This window comes from Gluconacetobacter takamatsuzukensis (assembly GCF_014174275.1).
GTDB classification, from domain to species: Bacteria; Pseudomonadota; Alphaproteobacteria; order Acetobacterales; family Acetobacteraceae; genus Gluconacetobacter; species Gluconacetobacter takamatsuzukensis.
The window spans coordinates 98,077-117,110 of the sequence record NZ_JABEQK010000001.1 but is presented as its reverse complement, the minus strand read 5'-3'; the positions used below and the strand labels follow the sequence as shown (position 1 = coordinate 117,110).

The 19,034-nt window shown below is 69.2% G+C and carries 21 protein-coding genes and 1 tRNA gene; 5 read left to right on the top strand and 17 right to left on the bottom strand.

What is annotated here, in order from left to right:
* Positions 1-2: 2 nt before the first annotated feature.
* The 8 genes from HLH27_RS00550 to HLH27_RS00515 all read right to left on the bottom strand — a co-directional run bounded on the left by HLH27_RS00550 (position 3) and on the right by HLH27_RS00515 (position 4,738).
* The gene (locus HLH27_RS00550) at positions 3-542 is read right to left on the bottom strand and encodes a 1,2-dihydroxy-3-keto-5-methylthiopentene dioxygenase (RefSeq protein WP_182947167.1); all 540 of its coding nucleotides are present in this window, start codon (positions 540-542) and stop codon (positions 3-5) included.
* Entirely contained in the window at positions 539-1,162 is a 624-nt protein-coding gene (locus HLH27_RS00545) for a methylthioribulose 1-phosphate dehydratase (protein WP_182947166.1), read from the bottom strand. The genes HLH27_RS00550 and HLH27_RS00545 overlap by 4 nt, the downstream gene beginning before the upstream one ends.
* A gap of 39 nt (positions 1,163-1,201) precedes the next feature.
* Positions 1,202-1,468, bottom strand: a complete 267-nt coding sequence (locus HLH27_RS00540) for a twin-arginine translocase TatA/TatE family subunit (protein ID WP_182947165.1) — start codon at positions 1,466-1,468, stop codon at positions 1,202-1,204.
* Between the two features lie 129 nt (positions 1,469-1,597).
* Complete coding sequence (locus HLH27_RS00535; protein WP_338029804.1) at positions 1,598-2,098, bottom strand: CHAP domain-containing protein; 501 nt, start codon at positions 2,096-2,098, stop codon at positions 1,598-1,600.
* Positions 2,099-2,109: 11 nt separating this feature from the next.
* Positions 2,110-2,778 (bottom strand): regulatory protein RecX, encoded by a 669-nt coding sequence (locus HLH27_RS00530; protein ID WP_182947164.1) that lies wholly within the window; start codon positions 2,776-2,778, stop codon positions 2,110-2,112.
* Positions 2,779-2,857: 79 nt separating this feature from the next.
* On the bottom strand, positions 2,858-3,319 hold the full coding sequence (locus HLH27_RS00525) for a hypothetical protein (RefSeq protein WP_246375239.1): 462 nt from the start codon (positions 3,317-3,319) through the stop codon (positions 2,858-2,860).
* 252 nt (positions 3,320-3,571) lie between these two features.
* Positions 3,572-3,697 carry a type B 50S ribosomal protein L36 gene (gene ykgO, locus HLH27_RS00520; protein WP_012223099.1) on the bottom strand — a complete coding sequence of 42 codons (126 nt, stop codon included), beginning with the start codon at positions 3,695-3,697 and terminating at the stop codon, positions 3,572-3,574.
* Between the two features lie 108 nt (positions 3,698-3,805).
* A complete protein-coding gene (locus tag HLH27_RS00515; RefSeq protein ID WP_182947163.1) occupies positions 3,806-4,738 on the bottom strand; it encodes a hydrogen peroxide-inducible genes activator in 933 nt (310 codons plus the stop codon).
* 132 nt (positions 4,739-4,870) lie between these two features.
* Between HLH27_RS00515 and HLH27_RS00510 the strand changes: the two genes are divergently transcribed.
* The 3 genes from HLH27_RS00510 (at position 4,871) to HLH27_RS00500 (ending at position 6,405) form a co-directional block, all read left to right on the top strand.
* On the top strand, positions 4,871-5,413 hold the full coding sequence (locus HLH27_RS00510) for a peroxiredoxin (protein WP_182947162.1): 543 nt from the start codon (positions 4,871-4,873) through the stop codon (positions 5,411-5,413).
* Between the two features lie 228 nt (positions 5,414-5,641).
* Positions 5,642-6,184 carry a carboxymuconolactone decarboxylase family protein gene (locus HLH27_RS00505; protein WP_182947161.1) on the top strand — a complete coding sequence of 181 codons (543 nt, stop codon included), beginning with the start codon at positions 5,642-5,644 and terminating at the stop codon, positions 6,182-6,184.
* Between the two features lie 144 nt (positions 6,185-6,328).
* Positions 6,329-6,405: transfer RNA gene (locus tag HLH27_RS00500), tRNA-Asp, on the top strand.
* A 67-nt stretch (positions 6,406-6,472) separates the two neighbouring features.
* Here HLH27_RS00500 and HLH27_RS00495 read toward each other — a convergent pair.
* Positions 6,473-7,582, bottom strand: coding sequence for a PQQ-dependent sugar dehydrogenase (locus HLH27_RS00495; protein WP_182947463.1), 1,110 nt, complete (start codon positions 7,580-7,582; stop codon positions 6,473-6,475).
* Positions 7,583-7,601: 19 nt separating this feature from the next.
* Positions 7,602-8,081, bottom strand: a complete 480-nt coding sequence (locus tag HLH27_RS00490) for a low molecular weight protein-tyrosine-phosphatase (RefSeq protein WP_182947160.1) — start codon at positions 8,079-8,081, stop codon at positions 7,602-7,604.
* Positions 8,082-8,337: 256 nt separating this feature from the next.
* Here HLH27_RS00490 and HLH27_RS00485 point away from each other — a divergent pair, with 256 nt between their 5' ends.
* Positions 8,338-10,794, top strand: coding sequence for an ABC transporter permease (locus HLH27_RS00485; protein ID WP_182947159.1), 2,457 nt, complete (start codon positions 8,338-8,340; stop codon positions 10,792-10,794).
* A gap of 37 nt (positions 10,795-10,831) precedes the next feature.
* Here HLH27_RS00485 and nadC read toward each other — a convergent pair whose 3' ends face one another.
* The 4 genes from nadC to HLH27_RS00465 form a co-directional block, all read right to left on the bottom strand.
* A complete protein-coding gene (gene nadC / locus HLH27_RS00480; RefSeq protein ID WP_182947158.1) occupies positions 10,832-11,689 on the bottom strand; it encodes a carboxylating nicotinate-nucleotide diphosphorylase in 858 nt (285 codons plus the stop codon).
* A complete protein-coding gene (locus HLH27_RS00475) occupies positions 11,686-13,227 on the bottom strand; it encodes an L-aspartate oxidase (protein WP_182947157.1) in 1,542 nt (513 codons plus the stop codon). Before HLH27_RS00475 ends, nadC begins: the two co-directional genes overlap by 4 nt.
* Positions 13,224-14,207 carry a quinolinate synthase NadA gene (gene nadA / locus HLH27_RS00470; protein WP_182947156.1) on the bottom strand — a complete coding sequence of 328 codons (984 nt, stop codon included), beginning with the start codon at positions 14,205-14,207 and terminating at the stop codon, positions 13,224-13,226. The genes HLH27_RS00475 and nadA overlap by 4 nt, the downstream gene beginning before the upstream one ends.
* 211 nt (positions 14,208-14,418) lie before the next feature.
* A complete protein-coding gene (locus HLH27_RS00465) occupies positions 14,419-15,306 on the bottom strand; it encodes an NUDIX hydrolase (protein WP_182947155.1) in 888 nt (295 codons plus the stop codon).
* 182 nt (positions 15,307-15,488) lie between these two features.
* Here HLH27_RS00465 and HLH27_RS00460 point away from each other — a divergent pair, with 182 nt between their 5' ends.
* Complete coding sequence (locus tag HLH27_RS00460; RefSeq protein WP_182947154.1) at positions 15,489-16,253, top strand: VOC family protein; 765 nt, start codon at positions 15,489-15,491, stop codon at positions 16,251-16,253.
* A gap of 13 nt (positions 16,254-16,266) precedes the next feature.
* Here the strand turns inward: HLH27_RS00460 and HLH27_RS00455 are convergent, their stop codons facing one another.
* The 3 genes from HLH27_RS00455 to cysT are packed head-to-tail and all read right to left on the bottom strand — an operon-like array spanning position 16,267 to position 19,027.
* On the bottom strand, positions 16,267-17,370 hold the full coding sequence (locus HLH27_RS00455; RefSeq protein WP_182947153.1) for a sulfate/molybdate ABC transporter ATP-binding protein: 1,104 nt from the start codon (positions 17,368-17,370) through the stop codon (positions 16,267-16,269).
* On the bottom strand, positions 17,367-18,182 hold the full coding sequence (cysW, locus tag HLH27_RS00450; RefSeq protein ID WP_182947462.1) for a sulfate ABC transporter permease subunit CysW: 816 nt from the start codon (positions 18,180-18,182) through the stop codon (positions 17,367-17,369). Before cysW ends, HLH27_RS00455 begins: the two co-directional genes overlap by 4 nt.
* A complete protein-coding gene (gene cysT / locus HLH27_RS00445) occupies positions 18,182-19,027 on the bottom strand; it encodes a sulfate ABC transporter permease subunit CysT (RefSeq protein WP_182947152.1) in 846 nt (281 codons plus the stop codon). Before cysT ends, cysW begins: the two co-directional genes overlap by 1 nt.
* Between the last annotated feature and the right edge of the window lie 7 nt (positions 19,028-19,034).

Here is a 19,034-nt window from a genome sequence, read left to right as displayed (position 1 = left end):
CCTCAAGCTGCCGGAAAGCGCAGGGCGATATCGTCGCCCGTATATTGGGCGATCCAGCCGGTCCTGTCGGTAAACACCCGCAGCGCCACGACATCGGGCTCCAGCCCGGCATCGAACCAGTGCGGAATCCCGGCAGGGACCGAAATCAGGTCGCCCGCGACGCAATGCACGTCATAGACGCTGCCCGCCACGTGCAGCACGAAATTGCCCCAGCCATGGACGAAGAACCGGACCTCGTCCTCGCTATGGATATGTTCCGAGAGAAATTTCGCGCGCAGCTCGGCCAGGTTCGGCGTCCGGGTCGTGATGCGCACCACATCGGCCGATCCCGCCCCCGTCTCGCCCATCAGCTCGTCCAGATAGGGGCGATAGGCCTCCAGCACCGCCTCGGGCGCGGCATCGGGCTCCGGCACCACCGGGCTCTCCCAGCGTTCGAAGCGCACGCCGATTCCGCGCAGGGCTTCGGCAATATCCGGTGCGTTTTCCGTGCGCAGCACGATGCGGCCCGGATCGTCGTCGCGATAGACGGTCAGGCGACTCATCGGCCGAGCTTCCTCTTTTCCAGTTCGCAGGCCAGCAGGAATTCCAGCCCTTCCAGCCGCGCCAGCGCCACGTCCATGGTGGCGCCCCACACATACACGCCGTGGCCGCGAATCACGTATCCCGCCGGCATCCGCCCCAGCTCAGGCGCCACGACGGTGCACAGCCGCGCAATGTCCTGGTCATTGTCGAATACGGGCACGCGCACGCTGGCATCGTGGGTAGTCTGCCCCGCGAACACCTTCTGCACTTCATAGTCCGACAGGGTGATGGCATCCCCGGCCGCCATCGACAGCACGGTCGAAGCCACGGAATGGCCATGCAGCACCGCCCCGATGGCCGGGTCGTGCGCGTAGAGCTGGCAATGCAGCAGGGTCTCTGCGCTGGGCCGGTCGCCCGGCTGCACCGCCCTGCCGTCCATCCCGACCTCGATCACGCCGTCGGGTGCGAGAAACCCCTTGTGCCCGCCCGACCGCGTGATCGCGATCCGCCCGTCCGGCAGGCGCCGGCTGATATTGCCGGCGGTGGCAGGCACCCAGCCGAACCGGTCCATCCGCCGGCCGGCGGCGATGATGTCCTGCACCGCATCGACCCACAGACCGGTCTTCGTCATCTGGTCCATATCGGAAAATGATCCTGAATCGTTCGCCCGTCCCCAGGCTCAGGGGGTGGAAGAACCGGAAGGGCGGCCCGGCGCCGAGTAGCTGGCATCGCGCTGCGCGCCGGCCGCCGGCCCCGGCGGGGCAATATGCCCCCCCGGCCCCGCATTCGTGTTTTCCATGCTCTCGTCGTCGGCCATGTTCTTCTTGAACGATTTCACGCCGCGCGCGACGTCGCCCATCAGCGTGCTGATCTTGCCGCCGCCACCGAACAGGACCAGCACCACCGCCAGGACGATCAGCCAGTGCCAGATGCTCAAGCTACCCATAACACACACCCTCGTTTCCGCGCCGTGGCGCCGCCGGCTTCCGGGCCGACACCGATCCGTCCCGATGATCCCGACATGACATGGAACCGCGAGGCCCGCCTTGCAAGCGCCCCCTCGCCCCGCGCCCCGTCACGCGTCCGGAGACGGACGGTCGGGCAGGTCGCGCGAGATGAACCCATATGTCGGATAGACGCTTTTACCCATGCTGTGAACCGGCTGCCACCAGACCCGCACCGCCGACCAGTCATTGGCGCGTGAGACATCGACCACCGGGATGCCATGATCGATGCGTCCGGGCACCCAGTTCGCCTGGTCGACCAGGATCGCCCGCGACCCGCGCACCTGCCGCACGACCGAGACATGCCCGTCCGGCAATCGGTGGGTGGCCCGAAACACCAGCACTTCGCCCGGCGCCGGCACCCGGGTATGGGCATACGCGCCTTCCGACTGCCGCCACCAGCCGGCGGCGGCACCGCTCAGCTGCAACCCGGTGACCGAGCGCGCATAGGGCGCGCACTGCAAGGCCCCGTTCCAGCCATGGCCGCTGCCACTCCCGCCGCCACAGGCCGCCAGCGGCAACAGGCCGCACAATAGCAGCCCCCGCGCGGCCTTGCCCGTTCCCCGGGCCACGCTCCCCGCCCTCACGCCGATTTCATCCGGATGATCCGGTCCTCGGCTTCCTCGGGGTCCATGTCCAGCGCCGCCTCGGCCGTCGCGCGGCCGAACCCGGCCCGGGCCATGGCATCCAGCGCCTTGCGGCGGCGCACCGCCCCGTCGCCGCCCGGCATCGCATCGTCCCCCGCAGTCACAGGGGCGAACGGCCCGGCCCGGCGCCGCCGCGCAAAGATCAGGGCCGCCGCCAGCTCCATCTCCTGCCCGTCCTGCCCCCGCGCCCCCAGCGTTTCATCCAGCACGGTGCCGACCATTTCCGCCTCCACCCCGCGCGCGGCCAGATGCGCCTGCACGGCGCGCCGCGACCGGCCGGAGCGGGTCAGCGACCGGGCGCGCGACCCGGCAAAGGCCGCGTCGTCCACCGCCCCCAGGGCCACCATGTCGGCCACCACCCGTTCGATCACGGCCCCCAGCGGGGCGGCCCGGGCCTCCACATCTTCCGACAGGGCCCCGCCCTCGACGGCACGCCGGGCCCAGCGCTGCACGGCGCGCTCCAGCACCTGCGTCAGCCCGGCGCGGGTGGTACCGAAACGGGCCAGATGCGCCAGCGCCATCGCGCGCAGCGACGCGCGATCCGGCACCGGCCCGGCAGCCCGGCGCCCGCCCGTTATCGTTCCACGTGCGGCCTGCTCGATCATGCTGGCCAGTATGGCATAAAATGTCGGGAATCGCGACAGTTACGTGTCGCAGCGGGCACCCGGGCAGCCCCGCCGCCCATCAGGTAGGGCGGCCGAACGCCTTCAGATGCAGTTGCTCGCCCTTGGCGCGGCCACCCTCGACCATCGGGTCCAGCGCCATCACGCGCTGCCAGGCCCGCTCGGCCGCCTGCCAGTCGCCGCGCTGTTCCTCGACCGCCGACAGCAGCCGCCACGCCACCGCATCCTGCCCGTCGCGCTGCAGGGCCACGCCCAGGTCGGTGATCGCCCCGGTCAGGTCGCGCGCCGCCAGCCGCGCCTGCGCCCGGTCGCGCCACAGGATCGCGACATCCGGCTGCAACACCAGCGCATCGTCCAGATCCTCGACCGCGGCCAGCGCCTTGCCTTCGACCAGATGCGCCTGGGCCCCGCGCTGCAACAGGCGCGTGGTGGGGGACAGCGCATGCCGCCGCGCCTGCTCCAGCCGCACTTCCAGATCCGCCGCCGCCGCGCGCGAGGACGCAGCCGCCAGCTGGGCGGTCAACGCCGAAAGGTCCGGAGTCGCAGCAGGGTCGGAATGGGCCGGATGCCCGGCCACGCCGGGCGCGGCCGGCGCTGGCGCGGCGCCACCAACGGGCGCCTCGGCCAGTGCGGGCAATGCACCCCCCAGCCACACGAGAGCGGCCAGCAGGGCACGTACGCGCGAAAACCCGCGCCAACCGCCCGGAAACCGGGGACGGGCGCGGGTTTTCGCGTCACCCAAAAAGAACGGTACGGCCAAGGCCGCCCGCGACATTCAGCCCTGACGGGCCTTCATGCGGGGATTCTTCTTGTTGATGACATAGACCTTGCCATGACGACGGACCACACGGCAGTCCTTGTCACGAACCTTGGCCGACTTCAGGCTGTTTCTGATCTTCATGACCCGACCCTCACTGGCGGCGGTAAACCGCGAAGACGGGCCGAATACCGGTCAGGCGCCCCCGAGTCAACCATCCGCCCCCCTTTTCGGCCCTCCGGAGCGCCATTTTCACTCCACAACCGGGGCTTCGAGCCCCGGCGGACGCACATGCGGCGCCAGCAGGCGGAAATCGCCCGCACGCGGCGACCGGGCACGCCAGCCCAGCCCGATGGTCCGCCAGGCCTGGCAACCCGTTACCGGCCGCATCACCACCGGCAGGTCCCGCAGGATGCCCGACTCCACCGCCAGACGCGGCAGCAGCGCGATCCCCAGCCCGTCCGCCACCATCTCGACGAGTGTATAGAGCGAGGTCACGACGAATTCCTCCTCGCCCTCCGTGCTGGTCCAGCCACGGTCCTGCCGGCACAGCGCCAGCGTCTGGTCGCGCAGGCAATGCCCGTCTTCCAGCAGCACCATCCGCTCGCCGGCGATCCGCTCCACCGGAATCGACTCCAGCGCCGTCAGCGGATGATTGGCCGGCAGCACCAGCATGAATTCATCCCGCCACAAAGGCAGCATCTCCGCCCCCTCGCACGGGCAGGGCATGGCCAGCAGCACCAGGTCCAGCCGGCCCAGCGCCAGCTTGTCCAGCACGTTGCCCGTCAGATCCTCGTTCACCGACAGGCGGATCTGCGGAAAATGCCGGCGCAGCCGCGCCACCAGCCCCGGCACCACAAAGGGGCCGATGGTCGGAATCACCCCGATCCGCAGCAGCCCCGTCATCGGCGCGCGAGAGGCATCGGCGACATCCTGCACCGCCTGCAACGCCTCCAGCGCAAAGCGCGCCCGCGCCGCCACCTCGTCCCCGATGGGGGTAAAGACCACGCGCTTGCCCACATTGCGGTCCAGCAGCTGAATATCCAGCTGCCGCTCCAGCGCCAGGATGCCCGCCGACAGCGTGGATTGCGTCACGGCGCAGGCCTGCGCGGCACGGCCGAAATGCCGCAGTTCCGCCAGGGTGATCAGATAGCGCAGTTGCTGGGCCGAAGGCAGTGGCGTCATCGATTTCTTCAATCGTCTGGATATAAATTATTCATTGGCATGATATCGGCTTCGGAGCCATAGAATAAAGGCCAGGCCGCGACCGCCCCGTGCGGGCCGCGGTCACGACCATTTATGCAAGGGAGCAAACCGATGCTGACAGTCGGCGATAAATTTCCGGAATTCGATCTGGCGGCCGTTCCCGGCGGCCCGGAAGGGCTGAAGGGCGACTTCGTCCAGATTTCGGACAAGACCGATGCGGGCAAGTGGAAGCTGGTCTTCTTCTGGCCGAAGGATTTCACGTTCGTCTGCCCGACCGAGATCGTCGCCTTCGGCAAGCTGGCCGGCGAGTTCAAGGATCGCGACACCGTGGTCTACGGCGTGTCGATCGACAGCGAGTTCGTGCACCTGAACTGGCGCCTGCACCATGAAGACCTCAAGGGCCTTCAGATCCCGATGCTGGCCGACATCAAGCGCGAGCTGTCGACGGCCCTGGGCGTCCTGTCGCCGACGGCGGGCGTCGCCAACCGCGCGACCTTCCTGGTCGACCCGGAAGGCATCATCCGCCATGTCAGCGTCAACGACCTGTCGGTCGGCCGCAACCCGCAGGAAGTCCTGCGCATCCTGGACGCGCTGCAGAGCGACGAGCTGTGCCCGTGCAACTGGAAGCAGGGCGAAGCCTTCCTGAAGCCCTGATCCCTCCCGATCAGGACGGTCCGGCCGCATGGCCGGCCCACGCCGCCTGTCCGGGGTCCCGGACAGGCGGAACGCGGGCCCCGCCCGCGACGGGCGCCGATCGCCGCGCGGCGACGCCCCGAAAACGATGACGGCAAACGCCCGTCCCCCGATTTTCCATTTGCCGGAGCCTTCCCGCGACCGCCCGCCCGGCCGACCGGGTTCCTCCGCCCAGCAGGTCTGTCCGCCATGTCGATCGAATCGCTCAAGGAACGCCTTCCGGATTACGCGAAGGATCTGAAGCTCAACCTGGGGTCCCTGGCCAACGACATCACCCTGTCGCCGCAGCAGCTGGCCGGCACCTTCGTGGCCTCGGCCCTCGCCGCGCGCAACGACGACGTCACGCGCGCCATCGTGGCCGAATACCAGGCCGTCCTGTCGCCCGAAGCTCTGGAGGCCGCCAAGGCCGCCGCCGCGATCATGGGCATGAACAATATCTATTATCGCTTCGTGCACATGGTCGAAGGCGACTACGCCAAGATGCCCGCACGGCTGCGGATGAACGTCATCGGCCGCCCCGGCGTCGAAAAGCTGGACTTCGAGCTGTGGGCCCTCGCCGTCTCGGCCATCAACGGCTGCGGCATGTGCGTCGAAAGCCACGAGCGCGTGGTCCGCGAGGGCGGGCTGTCGGCCGAACAGGTCCAGACGGCCGTCCGCATCGCCGCCACGGTCCACGGCGTCGCCGTCACGCTGGACGGCGCCCGCGCCCTGGCCGAACCCGGCGCGAACTGAATTTTTCCGGCCCGGCGCATCCTCGCACCGGGCCGGTTTTTCCGCCCGCCGTCATTTTTTCTCGCACGGGCTGTTGCCAGAATCGCCGGGCTTTGTTAATTCGCCCTCCACACACGGACGAGGGGCCTCAAACCCCAAGCCGATGCGGGTGTAGCTCAGTTGGTTAGAGCGCCGGCCTGTCACGCCGGAGGTCGCGGGTTCGAGCCCCGTCACTCGCGCCACCCTTTCCCAAAAAATCATGATCGCCTGCTCTCCGACGCCAGTATTCCGGCGCCGGCAGGCCGCACCCTACGGCGCGCTATAGGTCACGCGATAGATCGCCCCGGCCAGGTCGTCGCTCACCAGCACGCTGCCATCCGCCAGCGGCTGCACGTCCGCCGGGCGCCCCCAGGGCGTCTCATCGGCCTGGAACCCGTCCAGCAGCGGCGTGTAGGACGCCACCCCGCCACCGGGCGCGAATCGCACCGCCATCACGCGGTAGCCCGCCAGCCGGCTGCGGTTCCACGACCCATGTTCCGCGATCAGCGCCGCCCCCCGATAGGATTCGGGGAACATGCCGCCGTCGTAGAATCGCATCCCCAGCGCCGCGACATGCGCCCCCAGCTTCAGCACCGGCGGGGTAAAGGCACGGCAATCCTGCCCACGCCCGAAAACCGGGTCCAGGATGTCGCCCTGATGGCAGACGGGATAACCAAAGGATTCGCCCGGCCGGTCCAGCCGGTTCAGCTCGTCATTGGGAATATCGTCCCCCAGCAGGTCGCGCCCGTTATCGGTAAACCACAGCGTGCCCGTGCCCGGCTGCCAGTCGAAGCCCACACTGTTGCGCAGGCCCCAGGCAATATCCTCGCGGCCCGAGCCATCCGGATTCATCCGCATCAGCTTGCCGAAATGGTGGCCGACATCGCAGATATTGCAGGGCGCGCCGATCGGCACATACAGCTTGCCGTCGGGCCCGAAGGCGATGAACTTCCAGCTATGGTCGCCCATCCGCCACGGCAGGTCCGTCACCGCGACCTGGGGCTGCGGCGGGTCGTCCAGATGGTCCTCGATCCCGCGCAGCACCACGATGTCGCGCACGTCGGAGATATACAGGTCGCCATTGCGGAACGCGACGCCCACCGGCATGGTCAGCCCGCGCGCCACGATCCGCACTCGTGTCGCCCGCTCGGGCCCACCCGTCACCGCATAGACCACGCCCCCGGTCATCGAACCGACAAACAGCGTGCCCCGCGCCCCCACCGCCATTTCCCGCGCCGAAGGCACCTGGTCGGTATAGACCGAGGCATGAAACCCCGGCGGCAGGCGCAGCCGCTCGACCGGCGGCGCGGCACGCCCCATTGCCGGCGTCCCCAGCGCCAGCATGGCCCCCAGGCAGGCGATCAGCCCAAATCGCGTCATCACGCGTCTCCTCCGCCGGTCATGCTCCCGTGGCGCGGGCCAGTTTCAGCGCCAGGGCCTCGGCCCCCTGCCGCACATCGGCCCACGTTACGTCGAAATCCCGCACCGACCCGTAATACGGATCCGCCACCCCCTGCCCCTCGCGCCCCGCCACATGATCCAGCAGCAGCGAAAGCTCGGCAGCCGAATCGACGGGCCGGCGATTGCGCAAGATCTTCAGATGGCCCGGATCGAGGGCAACGATATGGGTAAAGGTCCGGAAATCCTCCGCGCTGACCATCCGCGCGCGATATTCGGCAATATCCAGCCCATGGCGGCGCGCCACCGCCTGCGCCCGGCGATCGGGCGCGTCACCCGCATGCCAGTCGCCGGTCCCGGCCGAATCGACCAGCCCTTCCAGCCCATGGCGCTCCGCCGCCACCCGAAACGCGGCCTCGGCCAGCGGCGAACGGCAGATATTACCGGTACACACAAACAGAACGGCGGGACGAACAGCCATCGCGTGATTTCCATCCTCGACGTGGGGCATGGTACTCGCGGCCATCATGATGGCCGCAGACCGCCCGCACTGTCGAGCCCGCCCCACTATCCCCTTGACGAGGAAAGAGGGCCGTCCGTTTCCAGACACCGCGTCCGTTTCCGGACAATTCCGCAGGAATGCGGAAAAATACCACGCCATTTCAAACAGATAAAAAATCCTCCCGATCGCTTACACTGTCTACCCGAACCGCAACACCGTGTGGGGAGCGTAGACCATGCTCACGACCATCCTGTCGAGCTTCTGGCGGAACCTGCGCCGCCATCGCCTGGACGCGATCCTGACCGTCGCGGGCCTGTCGCTGGGCATCGCGACCTTCCTCACCCTCGGCCTCGTCGCCCGCTACGAATACCGCTTCAACGCTTGGATCCCCGGCGCGCAATCGGTCTACCGAATCGACGAGATCTACGACCTGCCCGGCCTGCCCAGGTTGGAGGTCGCAGGCTCGACCTTCGCGATCGAACCCTATCTGCGCCAGGAGGTGCCGCAGATCGGTGCCAGCGTCCGGATCGATCCGCACAGCGTCTCGTTCCGGCATGGCGAGACGACGGGCACCGAAACCCTCGATTATGTCGATCCCACCTTCTTCGACGTGTTGCGCCTGCCTCTGATCCGGGGAAAAGCCGAGCAAGCCCTGCAAGAGCCGGACGGCATCGTGCTGTCCGACACGCTGGCCCGGAAATATTTCGGCCGTACCGACATAATCGGTGCCCGCCTGACCATCCAGAACGACAGGCATAAGCAGGATTACGTGGTCAGCGGCGTCCTGGCGCCCCAGCCGGCGAACACGACCCAGCCGATCGATGCCATGACGCGCCTTCCGGGCGCCGCACTGTCCGATCCCGCGTTCAGCCAATGGGGCGCCGGATCGGGAAGTATCTATATCCGGATCGACAATCCGGACGACGCGGCAACGGTACGCAACGCGCTGGACGAAGTGGAACATCGCCACGTCACCATGGGTCGGAACGATGCTGATCGAACCGACGCCCTCCGCGCCCTGCATTTCACGATCGTTCCTCTTCTCGAGACGCATTTTTACGATGCACACATATTGGGCGACGACACGGCCACCGACAGGCGCGTGATCGACTCGCTGTTCATCGTCGGCGTGCTGGCACTGGTCGCAGCGGCGATCAACTACGTCAACCTGGCCACCGCGCGCGCCCTGCTGCGGGCCCGCGAGGTGGCCATGCGCAAGGTGCTGGGCGCACCGAAAGGCATGCTGGTCGCGCAGTTTCTCGGCGAGGCAACCATGCTGGCCCTGGGCGCCGGGATCGCAGGCCTTGCGCTCACCGAACTGGCCGCACCTGTCGTGAACGCACTGGGCGGATGGCAGGTCTCGATCGACTATGCGTTCCTGCTGCCGGTCCTGCTCGCGGTCGTGCTGGCGATCGGTCTGGGTGCCGGCGCATATCCAGCCTTCGTGCTGGCATCGTTCAGGCCCGCCATCGTCCTGGCCTCCATGAAAATACCGTCCGGCGGCCGCATGGGCGCGCGGGTGCGGGCGGCGCTGGTGGGCGTGCAATTCGCCTTCGCGGTCGGCCTGGCGATCTGCACCCTGGTGGTGGACATGCAGGCCCGCCACCTGCGCACCGCCGATCGTGGCTTCGGCCGTGACGGGCTGGTCGAGATCACCACCCCGCTCGACCCCTCACCCGACGGGCGGCAGCGCATCCTGCGTGACGCGCTGCGATCCGTCCCCGGCGTGACGGCGGTCACAATGGCGAACTCGGCCCCCGGCCATGTCCGGATCATCGACGAGCCTGCCTGGCGACCCGGCACGATCGGCCAGCGGTCCAACGCAGGCTTCATCGCCGTTGGTCCCGATTTTTTTCGCACCCTCGATATCGTCCCCCTGGCCGGCCGGGTATTCGACGACGCCCATGGCGACGATGACACGAAGGCCGCAGAATTGTCCGGCCATGGCACGATCATCATCGATACGGTCGCGATGCGGATTTTCGGCTGGTCCTCACCGCGGGAGGCCGTCGGCCAGACACTGGTCTACCGGGCCGATTCGAACCAGCGTGCGATCACCGCGACAATCGCCGGGGTCGTGGCCCCGGTGCGCTTCCAGTCAATGCGCGATGCGCAGGGGCCGCAGATCTTCCGCTATTATCGCGAGCCGATGCCGTACGGCCGCTCCATCGTGCGCTTCGCCCACTCCGACCCGAAGATCATCATGGCGCGGCTGGCGGAAAAATGGAGAACCATCTTCCCCGAAATCGCGTTTTCGGCCCAGACAGTCGATGACGCGCTGGCCCAGTATTACCGTCCCGACCAGCAGCGCGGGCAATTATTCACACTGGGCGCCGCCGTGGCCCTCGCGGTCGCCTGCCTCGGCCTCTACGGTCTGGCGGCCTTCAATACCGAACGACGGATGCACGAAGTCGGCATCCGCAAGACGCTGGGCGCCACCAGCGGCCAGGTCATGCGGCTGATGCTGGCCCATTTCCTGCGCCCCGTGATGCTGGCGAACCTGGTCGCGTGGCCGGTCGCATGGGCCTGCATGCAAAGCTGGCTCGCCGGTTTCGAAAGCCGCGTCACGCTGTCGCCGCTCTATTTCCTCGGTGTCACGGCCTGCGCGCTGGTGCTGTGCGGCGTGACCGTCTTCAGCCGCACCATCGCCCTTGCCCGCGCCGAACCCGCACGGGCCCTCCGGACGGGATAACGGCCACGCGGCCCATCATCGCCGTCACCACCGCCATTCAGGCGCCGGATTCGTGATCCAGCCCGATATCCAGCGCCCGCACCGTATGGGTCAGCCAGCCGACCGACAGGATATCCACCCCCGTCGCGGCAATGTCGGGCGCACTATCGGGCGTGATCCCGCCCGAGGCCTCGGTCACGGCGCGCCCGTTCACCATCGCCACCGCTTCGCGCAACTGGGCAGGAGTCATGTTGTCCAGCAGGAACGCATCCGCTCCACCCGCGCGTAACGCCTGGGCCAACTGGTCCAATGTATCGACCTCCAGCTCGATGCTGACCAGATGCCCCGCCCGCGCCCGCGCCGCCGCCAGCGCCTGCGCCACGTCGCCGCCGGCCAGGGCAATGTGATTGTCCTTGATCAGGATCGCATCATCCAGGCGGAAACGGTGATTCGCCCCCCCACCGGCCCGCACGGCATATTTCTGGATCGCCCGCATTCCCGGCAGCGTCTTGCGCGTGCAGCACACGCGCGCCTTCGTCCCCGCGACGGCACGGACGATCCCCGCGGTGGCGGTAGCGATCCCGCACAGATGCGACAGGAAATTCAGCGCCACCCGCTCCCCGCCCAGGATGGCCGGCGCCGGGCCGCTCACGCGCGCGATCCGGTCGCCGGGGGCCACCGCGCTGCCGTCCGGCCGCTCGATGTCGAAGCGCACCGAAGGGTCCATCAGCGTAAAGGCCAGCCGGGCCAGCGCCAGCCCCGCCACCACGCCGGGCTGGCGCGCCACCAGGGCGGTACGCAGCATCTGGCCGGGCGCCGCCAGCGCGTCGGTAGTCAGATCGCCGCCGCAGCCGAGATCTTCCAGCAATCCCGCGCGCACCAGCGGTTCCAGCATCAGGTCGGGCAAAGGGGTCATGGCACGGTCAATCCATCGGCAGGGGTCAGGGCAGGATCGCGGGCCGACAAATCGGCCAGCATGGTCAGGGTCCGCGCCAGGGTCAGGCGCGAATGCACAGCAGTCGCCGCCATGCGCGGATAATCGGTGCGATAATGGCCGCCCCGGCTCTCCCGCCGGTCCAGCGCCGCCAGGCACAGCATGGCACCGACCAGCGCCCGATCATCGGTCGCGACATGCGGCGCCAGCGCCCGGGCGGCCCGGGCCAGCCCGGCCCCGTCGCGCAGAATGCCGGCGGCACGGCCCAGACAGGCGTGAATATCCGCCAGCCCCACCCCATCCCCGGCATCGGGCACCGGCACACCAACCGGGCGCGGCACAGGCAGAGACAGCGCATCGAGGTCGCGCGCCACAAATCCCGCACAGACAAATGCCTCCAGCAGCGAATTGCTGGCCAGCCGGTTGGCCCCATGCAGCCCGGTCGACGCCGCCTCGCCGCACGCCCACAGGCCGGGCACGGTACTGCGCCCGTTCAGGTCGGTCTCGATCCCGCCCATATGGTAATGCACGGCCGGCCGCACCGGCATCGGCTGGCGGTCGGGGTCCAGCCCCCGCGCCGCGCAGGCGCGGGCGATACCGGGAAAATGCCGGGCAAAATCCCCGCGCGTCGCCGCCCGCGCATCCAGCAGGACCCGATGCCCGGCAGTCAGATGCGCCTGGATCGCACGCGCCACCACATCGCGCGGCGCCAGCTCGTCGGTAAAGCGCGCCCCGGTCTCATCCACCAGGATCGCCCCGGCCCCCCGCACCGCCTCGCTGACCAGCGCGCGCGGCGCACCCTCCGGCCCATCGGCCAGCGCGGTGGGATGAAACTGCACGAACTCCATGTCGCGCAGCACCGCCCCGGCCCGCGCGGCACAGGCCAGCCCCGATCCCTGGCCGCCTACCGGGCTGGTGGTGGCGGGAAACAGCGCCCCCACCCCGCCGGTGGCAATCACGCAGGCACTGGTCGGCAGCGCCAGCACCACGCCGCCCCGCGCGATCTCGACCCCGGCCACCCGCCCGTCATGCAGGATCAGGCGACGCAGGCCCGCCCCCTCCATCACCGTAATGCGCGGCGTCGCCCGTACCCGTGCCACCAGCGCGCGCATGATCTCGGCCCCGGTGCCGTCGCCCAGCGCATGGGCAATGCGCGCGCGGGAATGCGCGGCTTCCAGATGCAGGTCGGGCCGCCCGTCGGCTCCAAGGTCGAACACCACCCCCAGCGACGCCAGCGCCGCCACGGCATCAGGACCAGCCCCGACAATGGCCGCGACCACGTCCGGGTCGCACAGCCCGGCTCCGGCCGCCAGCGTATCCGCCCCATGCAGGCCGGCCGAATCGTCCGCCCCGATCGCCGCCGCAATCCCGCCCTGTGCCAGCGCGCTGGCCGCATCCCGCGCCAGAGGCGCCGGCGACAGCAGCACGCAGGGCCGGTCCATCAGCAGCGCGGTCGCCAGGCCGGCCAGCCCGCCCCCGGCAATGACCGGCTGCCCGGCCAGCGCGGCCAAACCGGTCACGCCGCCAGCATCCGTTCAACCGCGCGGCGCCCGCCCGCCACCAGATGTTCGGGGATCGTCACCTCGTGGCTCATGGTCTCCAGCGCGTGGCGGATGGCCCGCAGGGTGATGCGCTTCATGTGCGGGCACAGATTGCACGGCCGGACGAATTCCACCTCGGGATGCGTGGCGGCCAGATTGTCGCTCATGGAACATTCGGTCACCAGCAGCACCTTGCGATGCGCACCGCTGGAGACGAAATCCGACATCGCCGCCGTCGAGCCCGAAAAATCGGCCTCCGCCACCACGGCCGGCGGGCATTCCGGGTGCGCCAGCACCGCCACGTCGGGATTGTCGGCGCGCCAGTCGCGGATCTCCTGCGGCGTGAAGCGCTCATGCACCTCGCAATGGCCGCGCCAGGTGATGATCTCCACCCCGGTCTCGCGCTGCACGTTCTGGGCCAGGAACTCGTCGGGGATCATGATCACCCGCGGCACGCCCAGGCTTTCCACGATCCGCCGCGCATTGGCCGAGGTGCAGCAGATATCGCTCTCGGCCTTCACCTCCGCGGTGCTGTTCACATAGGTCACGACCGGCACGCCCGGATGGGCACGGCGCAGGGCACGCACATCCTCGGCCGTGATCGAATCGGCCAGCGAGCACCCCGCCTCCAGCGACGGCATCAGCACCGTACGGTCGGGGTTCATCAGCTTCGCGGTCTCGGCCATGAAATGCACGCCGGCCATCACGATCACCTCGGCATCCAGCCCCTGCGCGTCGCGCGCCAGGGCCAGGCTGTCGCCCCGGATGTCGGCGATGCAGTGGAAGATCTCGGGCGTCTGGTAATTATGGGCCAGGATCACCGCCCGGCGCCGCCGCTTCAGCTCCAGGATGGCCGCGATGTCATCGGCGAACAGATCCCATTCCAGACGCGGGACGACACGGGAGACACGCTCGTAAAGCGCATCGAGCCGGGGCGGGGCAGCAAGGGTTTCGGACATCACGGTCTCCTTCGACCTTTATGCTCATGTTGAGCATAATCTAGATACATAACGTCGCCTTTGTGCTGTTCAACCCGCATCCAGTCGGCGTCAAGCCACGCCGGCGCGCCGCCTGCCCCGCATCACGAAAAAAACGGCACAATTCCAGTTTATTGACCGATGCAAACATATCCGTGAACGCCACGACCGGCCGCATCTTTCAAGGAAATTCTCAAATGGGGCGTGCCAGCGGCAATTTCGACCCGGCAATCCGCCGCGCGCCGATCACCTCGCGCCGGAAGCGGAACAGCCGCGCCGGCCGCCCGCGCGTATCCGGCGCCACCTCGCCCGTTTCCTCGATCAGGCCCTGCTGGGCCACCAGCCGGCGGAAATTCTGCTTGTGCATCGGCTGGCCCGCCACCGCCTCGACCGTGCGCTGCAAATGCAGCAGCGTGAAACTGTCGGGCATCAGCTCGTAGATCACGGGCCGGTAGCGGATCTTGGCCCGCAGGCGCGCCATCGCGGTGGCCAGCACGCGCCGCTCGTCGCGCGCCATGCCCAGCCCGGGCAGCACCGCCGCCCCGGGCGAGGCCGATTCCGGCACCAGCGCGGCCTCCCACAGCAATTCGTAGCGTTGCAGCACCAGCTCGTCGTCCCAGCCCAGCCCCTCCAGCCCGAAGGTCAGCGCCACGCGCTGCCGCCGGGCCTCCTGCTCGGCGGCCGAAGAGGCACGCGCCGCCCATTCATCCAGCAACTGCACGATGCGCAGCACCAGGTCGCGGCCCTCGGGCGCGGTCTGGTCTTCCCACGGGAAATAATCGTACCAGCCGCGCCACCCGCGCTCCCCCCGGCGGATGCGCGTCAGGGCGAGGTATGAAATCAGGACCCGCCGCCCGTCCGGCCCCACATCGGCCGGCGCATCGGCAAAGGTATAAAGCTGCTCCACATGCCCCAGCGCATGGCCGGTCTGGTGTTCCACCCACAGGCGCAGGCCGGTCTGCAGCGACCGGTGCCCCGCTTCCAGCGGCCCCGAGGGCAGCAGGCGCCCGCCTTCCAGCGTCAGCACCATCGGCCGGTCGTCGCTGACCGCGATCAGCACCGCGATCAATTCCGGGGGCATGGCGCATGTCCTTCAGCTTGCGTGGCAGGGGGCCGGTGATCATCCGGCCATATCATCGCGCGGCCGGCAAAAAAACCGCCAATGCGGCCGCTTGATATGCTCCCACCCCCGCACCACGGTCTCAGGGCCGGCGGAACCCGCGCGATGCCCGCCGGGACCGGACCGGGTGAAGAGGATGCGCCATGTCGACCCATTCGGGCACGTTCGTCTGGTACGAACTGATCGCCGGCGACCCCGCGGCCGCCGAATCCTTCTATCGCGCCGTCATCGGCTGGCAGGCCCGCGATGCCGGCGTGCCGGGCATGGCCTACCGGATCCTCAGCGCCGCCGAGCGCCCGGTCGCCGGCCTCATCGGCCTGTCGGGCCTCGACGCCGCCGCCCGGCCGGGCTGGATCGGCTATATCGGCGTCGATAACGTCGATGCCGCCGGCGCGCGGATCGCCACCGCCTCCGGCGCCATCCTGCACGCCCCGGACGATATTCCCGGCGTCGGCCGCTTCGCGGTCGTCACCGACCCGCAGGGCGCGCCCTTCGCCCTGTTCCAGGGCAATGGGGAAGCACCGATGCCGCCAGTGCCCGAGGGCACGCCGGGCCATGTCGCCTGGCACGAACTCTATGCGCGCGATGGCGAGGCCGCCTTCACCTTCTATGCCGGCCAGTTCGGCTGGACCCGCGCCGATGCGCTGGATATGGGCCCCGACGGCATCTACCAGATGTTCGCCATCGGCGGCACGCCCGCCGGCGGCATGATGACCGCGCCGGATGCCGACACGCCGTTCTGGCTGTTCTATATCGCCGTCGACACGCTGGACGCCGCATTGACGCGCGTCACCCAGGCCGGCGGCCACTGTATTCACGGCCCCCTGGAAGTGCCCGGCGGCCGCTGGGTCGCCCAGTGCCGCGATCCGCAAGGCACGCTGTTCGCCATGGTGGCGCCCGGCCGCTGAGGGCCGCGCCGCGTCAGCCGACGCCGGTCACGCGCGGCAACGCGTGGCCGGCCGGGGCGACCAGCGCGCCGGCCAGCGGCACGCCATCGCGAAACAGGCGCGCCCGTCCGATATCCAGCCCCAGCCCCTCGGTCCCCGCGGCCCCCAGCCGCTCGGGCAGGACCAGGATCTCGACCTCCCGCGCCCCCAGCGCGACCGCCAGTCGCCGCAACCCACCCTGCCCACCCGCCAGCGGCGTGGCATGCGCCGTCCCCCCCGCCGCGACCAGACGAACCTCGTGCGGGCGCAGAAGCGCCGTCGCCGGCCCGTCGCCCGCGCCGACCGGAAAGGACAGGACGTTGGGATCGTCCGGCAGGAACCGCCCATGGGTAACCCGCCCGGCAAACGCCAGCGCCTCGCCCAGAAATTCCATCACGAACGGCGTAGCCGGCGCGGCATCCAGCGTCTCGGCGGCGGCATCCTGCACGATGCGCCCGTCCTGCATCACCACCAGCCGGTCGGCCACCTCCAGCGCCTCCTCATGATCGTGGGTCACCAGCACCGTCGTCAGGCCCAGCTGGTCGTGCAGCCCGCGCAGCCAGCGGCGGATCTGCCGCCGCACGATCGGGTCCAGCGCGCCGAACGGCTCGTCGAGCAGCAGCAGCCCGGGCTTCGTCGCCAGCGCCCGCGCCAGCGCCACCCGCTGGCGCTGGCCGCCGGAAAGCTGGTCCGGATAGGCCCCACCCAGCGTCGGCAGCTGGATCAGCTCCAGCAGCTCGGCCACGCGCGCCGCAATGGTCCCCCGGTCCGGCCGCGCCCCCCGGGGCAGCACGTCCAGCCCAAAGGAAATGTTGCGCGCCACCGTCATATGCCGGAACAGCGCATAGTTCTGGAACACGAAGCCGATCCGCCGCTCGCGCATCGGCCGCCCCGCCAGCACCTGGCCATCCACCAGCACCGACCCTTCATAAGGCCCGTCCAGCCCGGCAATGGTCCGCAGCAGCGTGGTCTTGCCAGCACCCGAGGGCCCGACCAGCGCCACGAACGCCCCATCCTCGATGGTCAGCGACACATCGTTCAGCAGCTTGCGCGACGCCTTGGGCGCATGGCGCGTCAGGGACCGGATCTGGACGCTCATGACGAGCCCTTCCTGAAATCATGCTCGAGAAACGACCGCAGCAGGACGGTGGCCATGGCGATCAGCGCCAGCAGCGCCGCCATCGTAAAGGCGGCGACCGTCTGGTAGCCATTATAGAGCGTCTCGATATGCAGCGGCATGGTTTCGGTCAGCCCCGGAATATGGCCCGAGACGACCGACACCGCGCCGAACTCCCCGATCGCGCGCGCGGTCGTCAGCAGAATGCCCGACAGCAGCGCCCAGCGCGCATCGGGCAGCGTCACCCGCCACAGGGTCCGCCAGAACCCGGCCCCCAGCAGAAACGCCGCCTCTTCCGCCTCGCGCCCCTGCTGTTCCATGAACGGCATCAGCGTCCGCGCGACATAGGGAAAGGTGACGAAGAGCGTCGCCAGCACGATGCCCGGCGTGGCGAAGGCGATCTGGATATGATGCCGGTCCAGCCAGTCGCCCCACCAGCCCTGCCGCCCGAACAGCAGCAGCCAGACCAGGCCGGCAATCACCGGCGAGACGCTGATCGGCAGTTCGATCAGCGCGACCAGCACCCCCCGCCCGCGAAACCGGTATTTGGTCACCAGCCACGCCGCCATGATCCCGCCGGCGGTATTGACGATGGTGGCCACCAGCGTCACCAGCAGCGTCAGGCGGATCGCCGACAGCGCATCCGGGTCCAGCAGGCTGCGCCACGCCGCCCCCAGCCCCGCGCGCAGGGCCTCGACCATCACCAGCACCACCGGCAGCACCAGCACGGCCAGCACCGTCAGATAGGTGGCGGCGACCAGCACGGCATTGCCCCGGCGCGACGGCTCGCCCATCACGCCGCCCCCCGCGCGACCAGCCCGCGCGACACGCGGCGGCGCAGCGCGGCCACCCCGGTCATGCAGACCAGCGCGCTCAGCAGCAGGATCAGCGCAATGGCGGTGGCGCCTTCGTAATCATATTCCTGCAACCGCACCACGATCAGCAGCGGCGCGATCTCGCTATGAAACGGCTGGTTGCCGGCAATGAAGATCACCGAGCCGTATTCACCGATACACCGCGCGAAGGCCAGGCTGAACCCCGCCACCAGCGGCGGCAGCAGGGGCGGCAGGATGACCCGGCGAAAATTCTGCACCGGGCTGGCGCCCAGCAGCAGCCCCGCCTCCTCCAGCTCCGGCGGCAGGCCGCGCAGCACCGGTTCGACCGCACGCACGATAAAAGGCAGGCCGACGAACATCAGCGCGACCACGATCCCGGCGGGCGTATAGGCCACGCGGATGCCGGCCCGAGCCAGCAGCGCGCCGATCCAGCCGGTCGGCCCATACAGCGTGGCCAGCGTGATGCCCGTCACGGCGGTCGGCAGCGCAAACGGCAGGTCGATCAGCGCATCGATCGCCCGTCGGCCCGGCAGGCGGGCGCGCACCAGCGCCCAGGCCAGCAGCAGGCCCAGCGGCACGTCGATCGCGGCCGCCAGCGCGGCACAGCCGAAGCTGACGCGCAGCGCCGCATACATGCGCGTGTCGTGCAGCGCCCGCAGCATCACGCCGCCGCCATCCTGCCAAGGGCGCAACACCAGGGCCGTCAGCGGCAGCACGACAATCAGGCCGATCCAGACCAGCGTGAACGCGATGGATAGGGAAAGACCTGGCAGCCCATCGCGCCGCCGCAGGCAAAACACCATGAAAGAG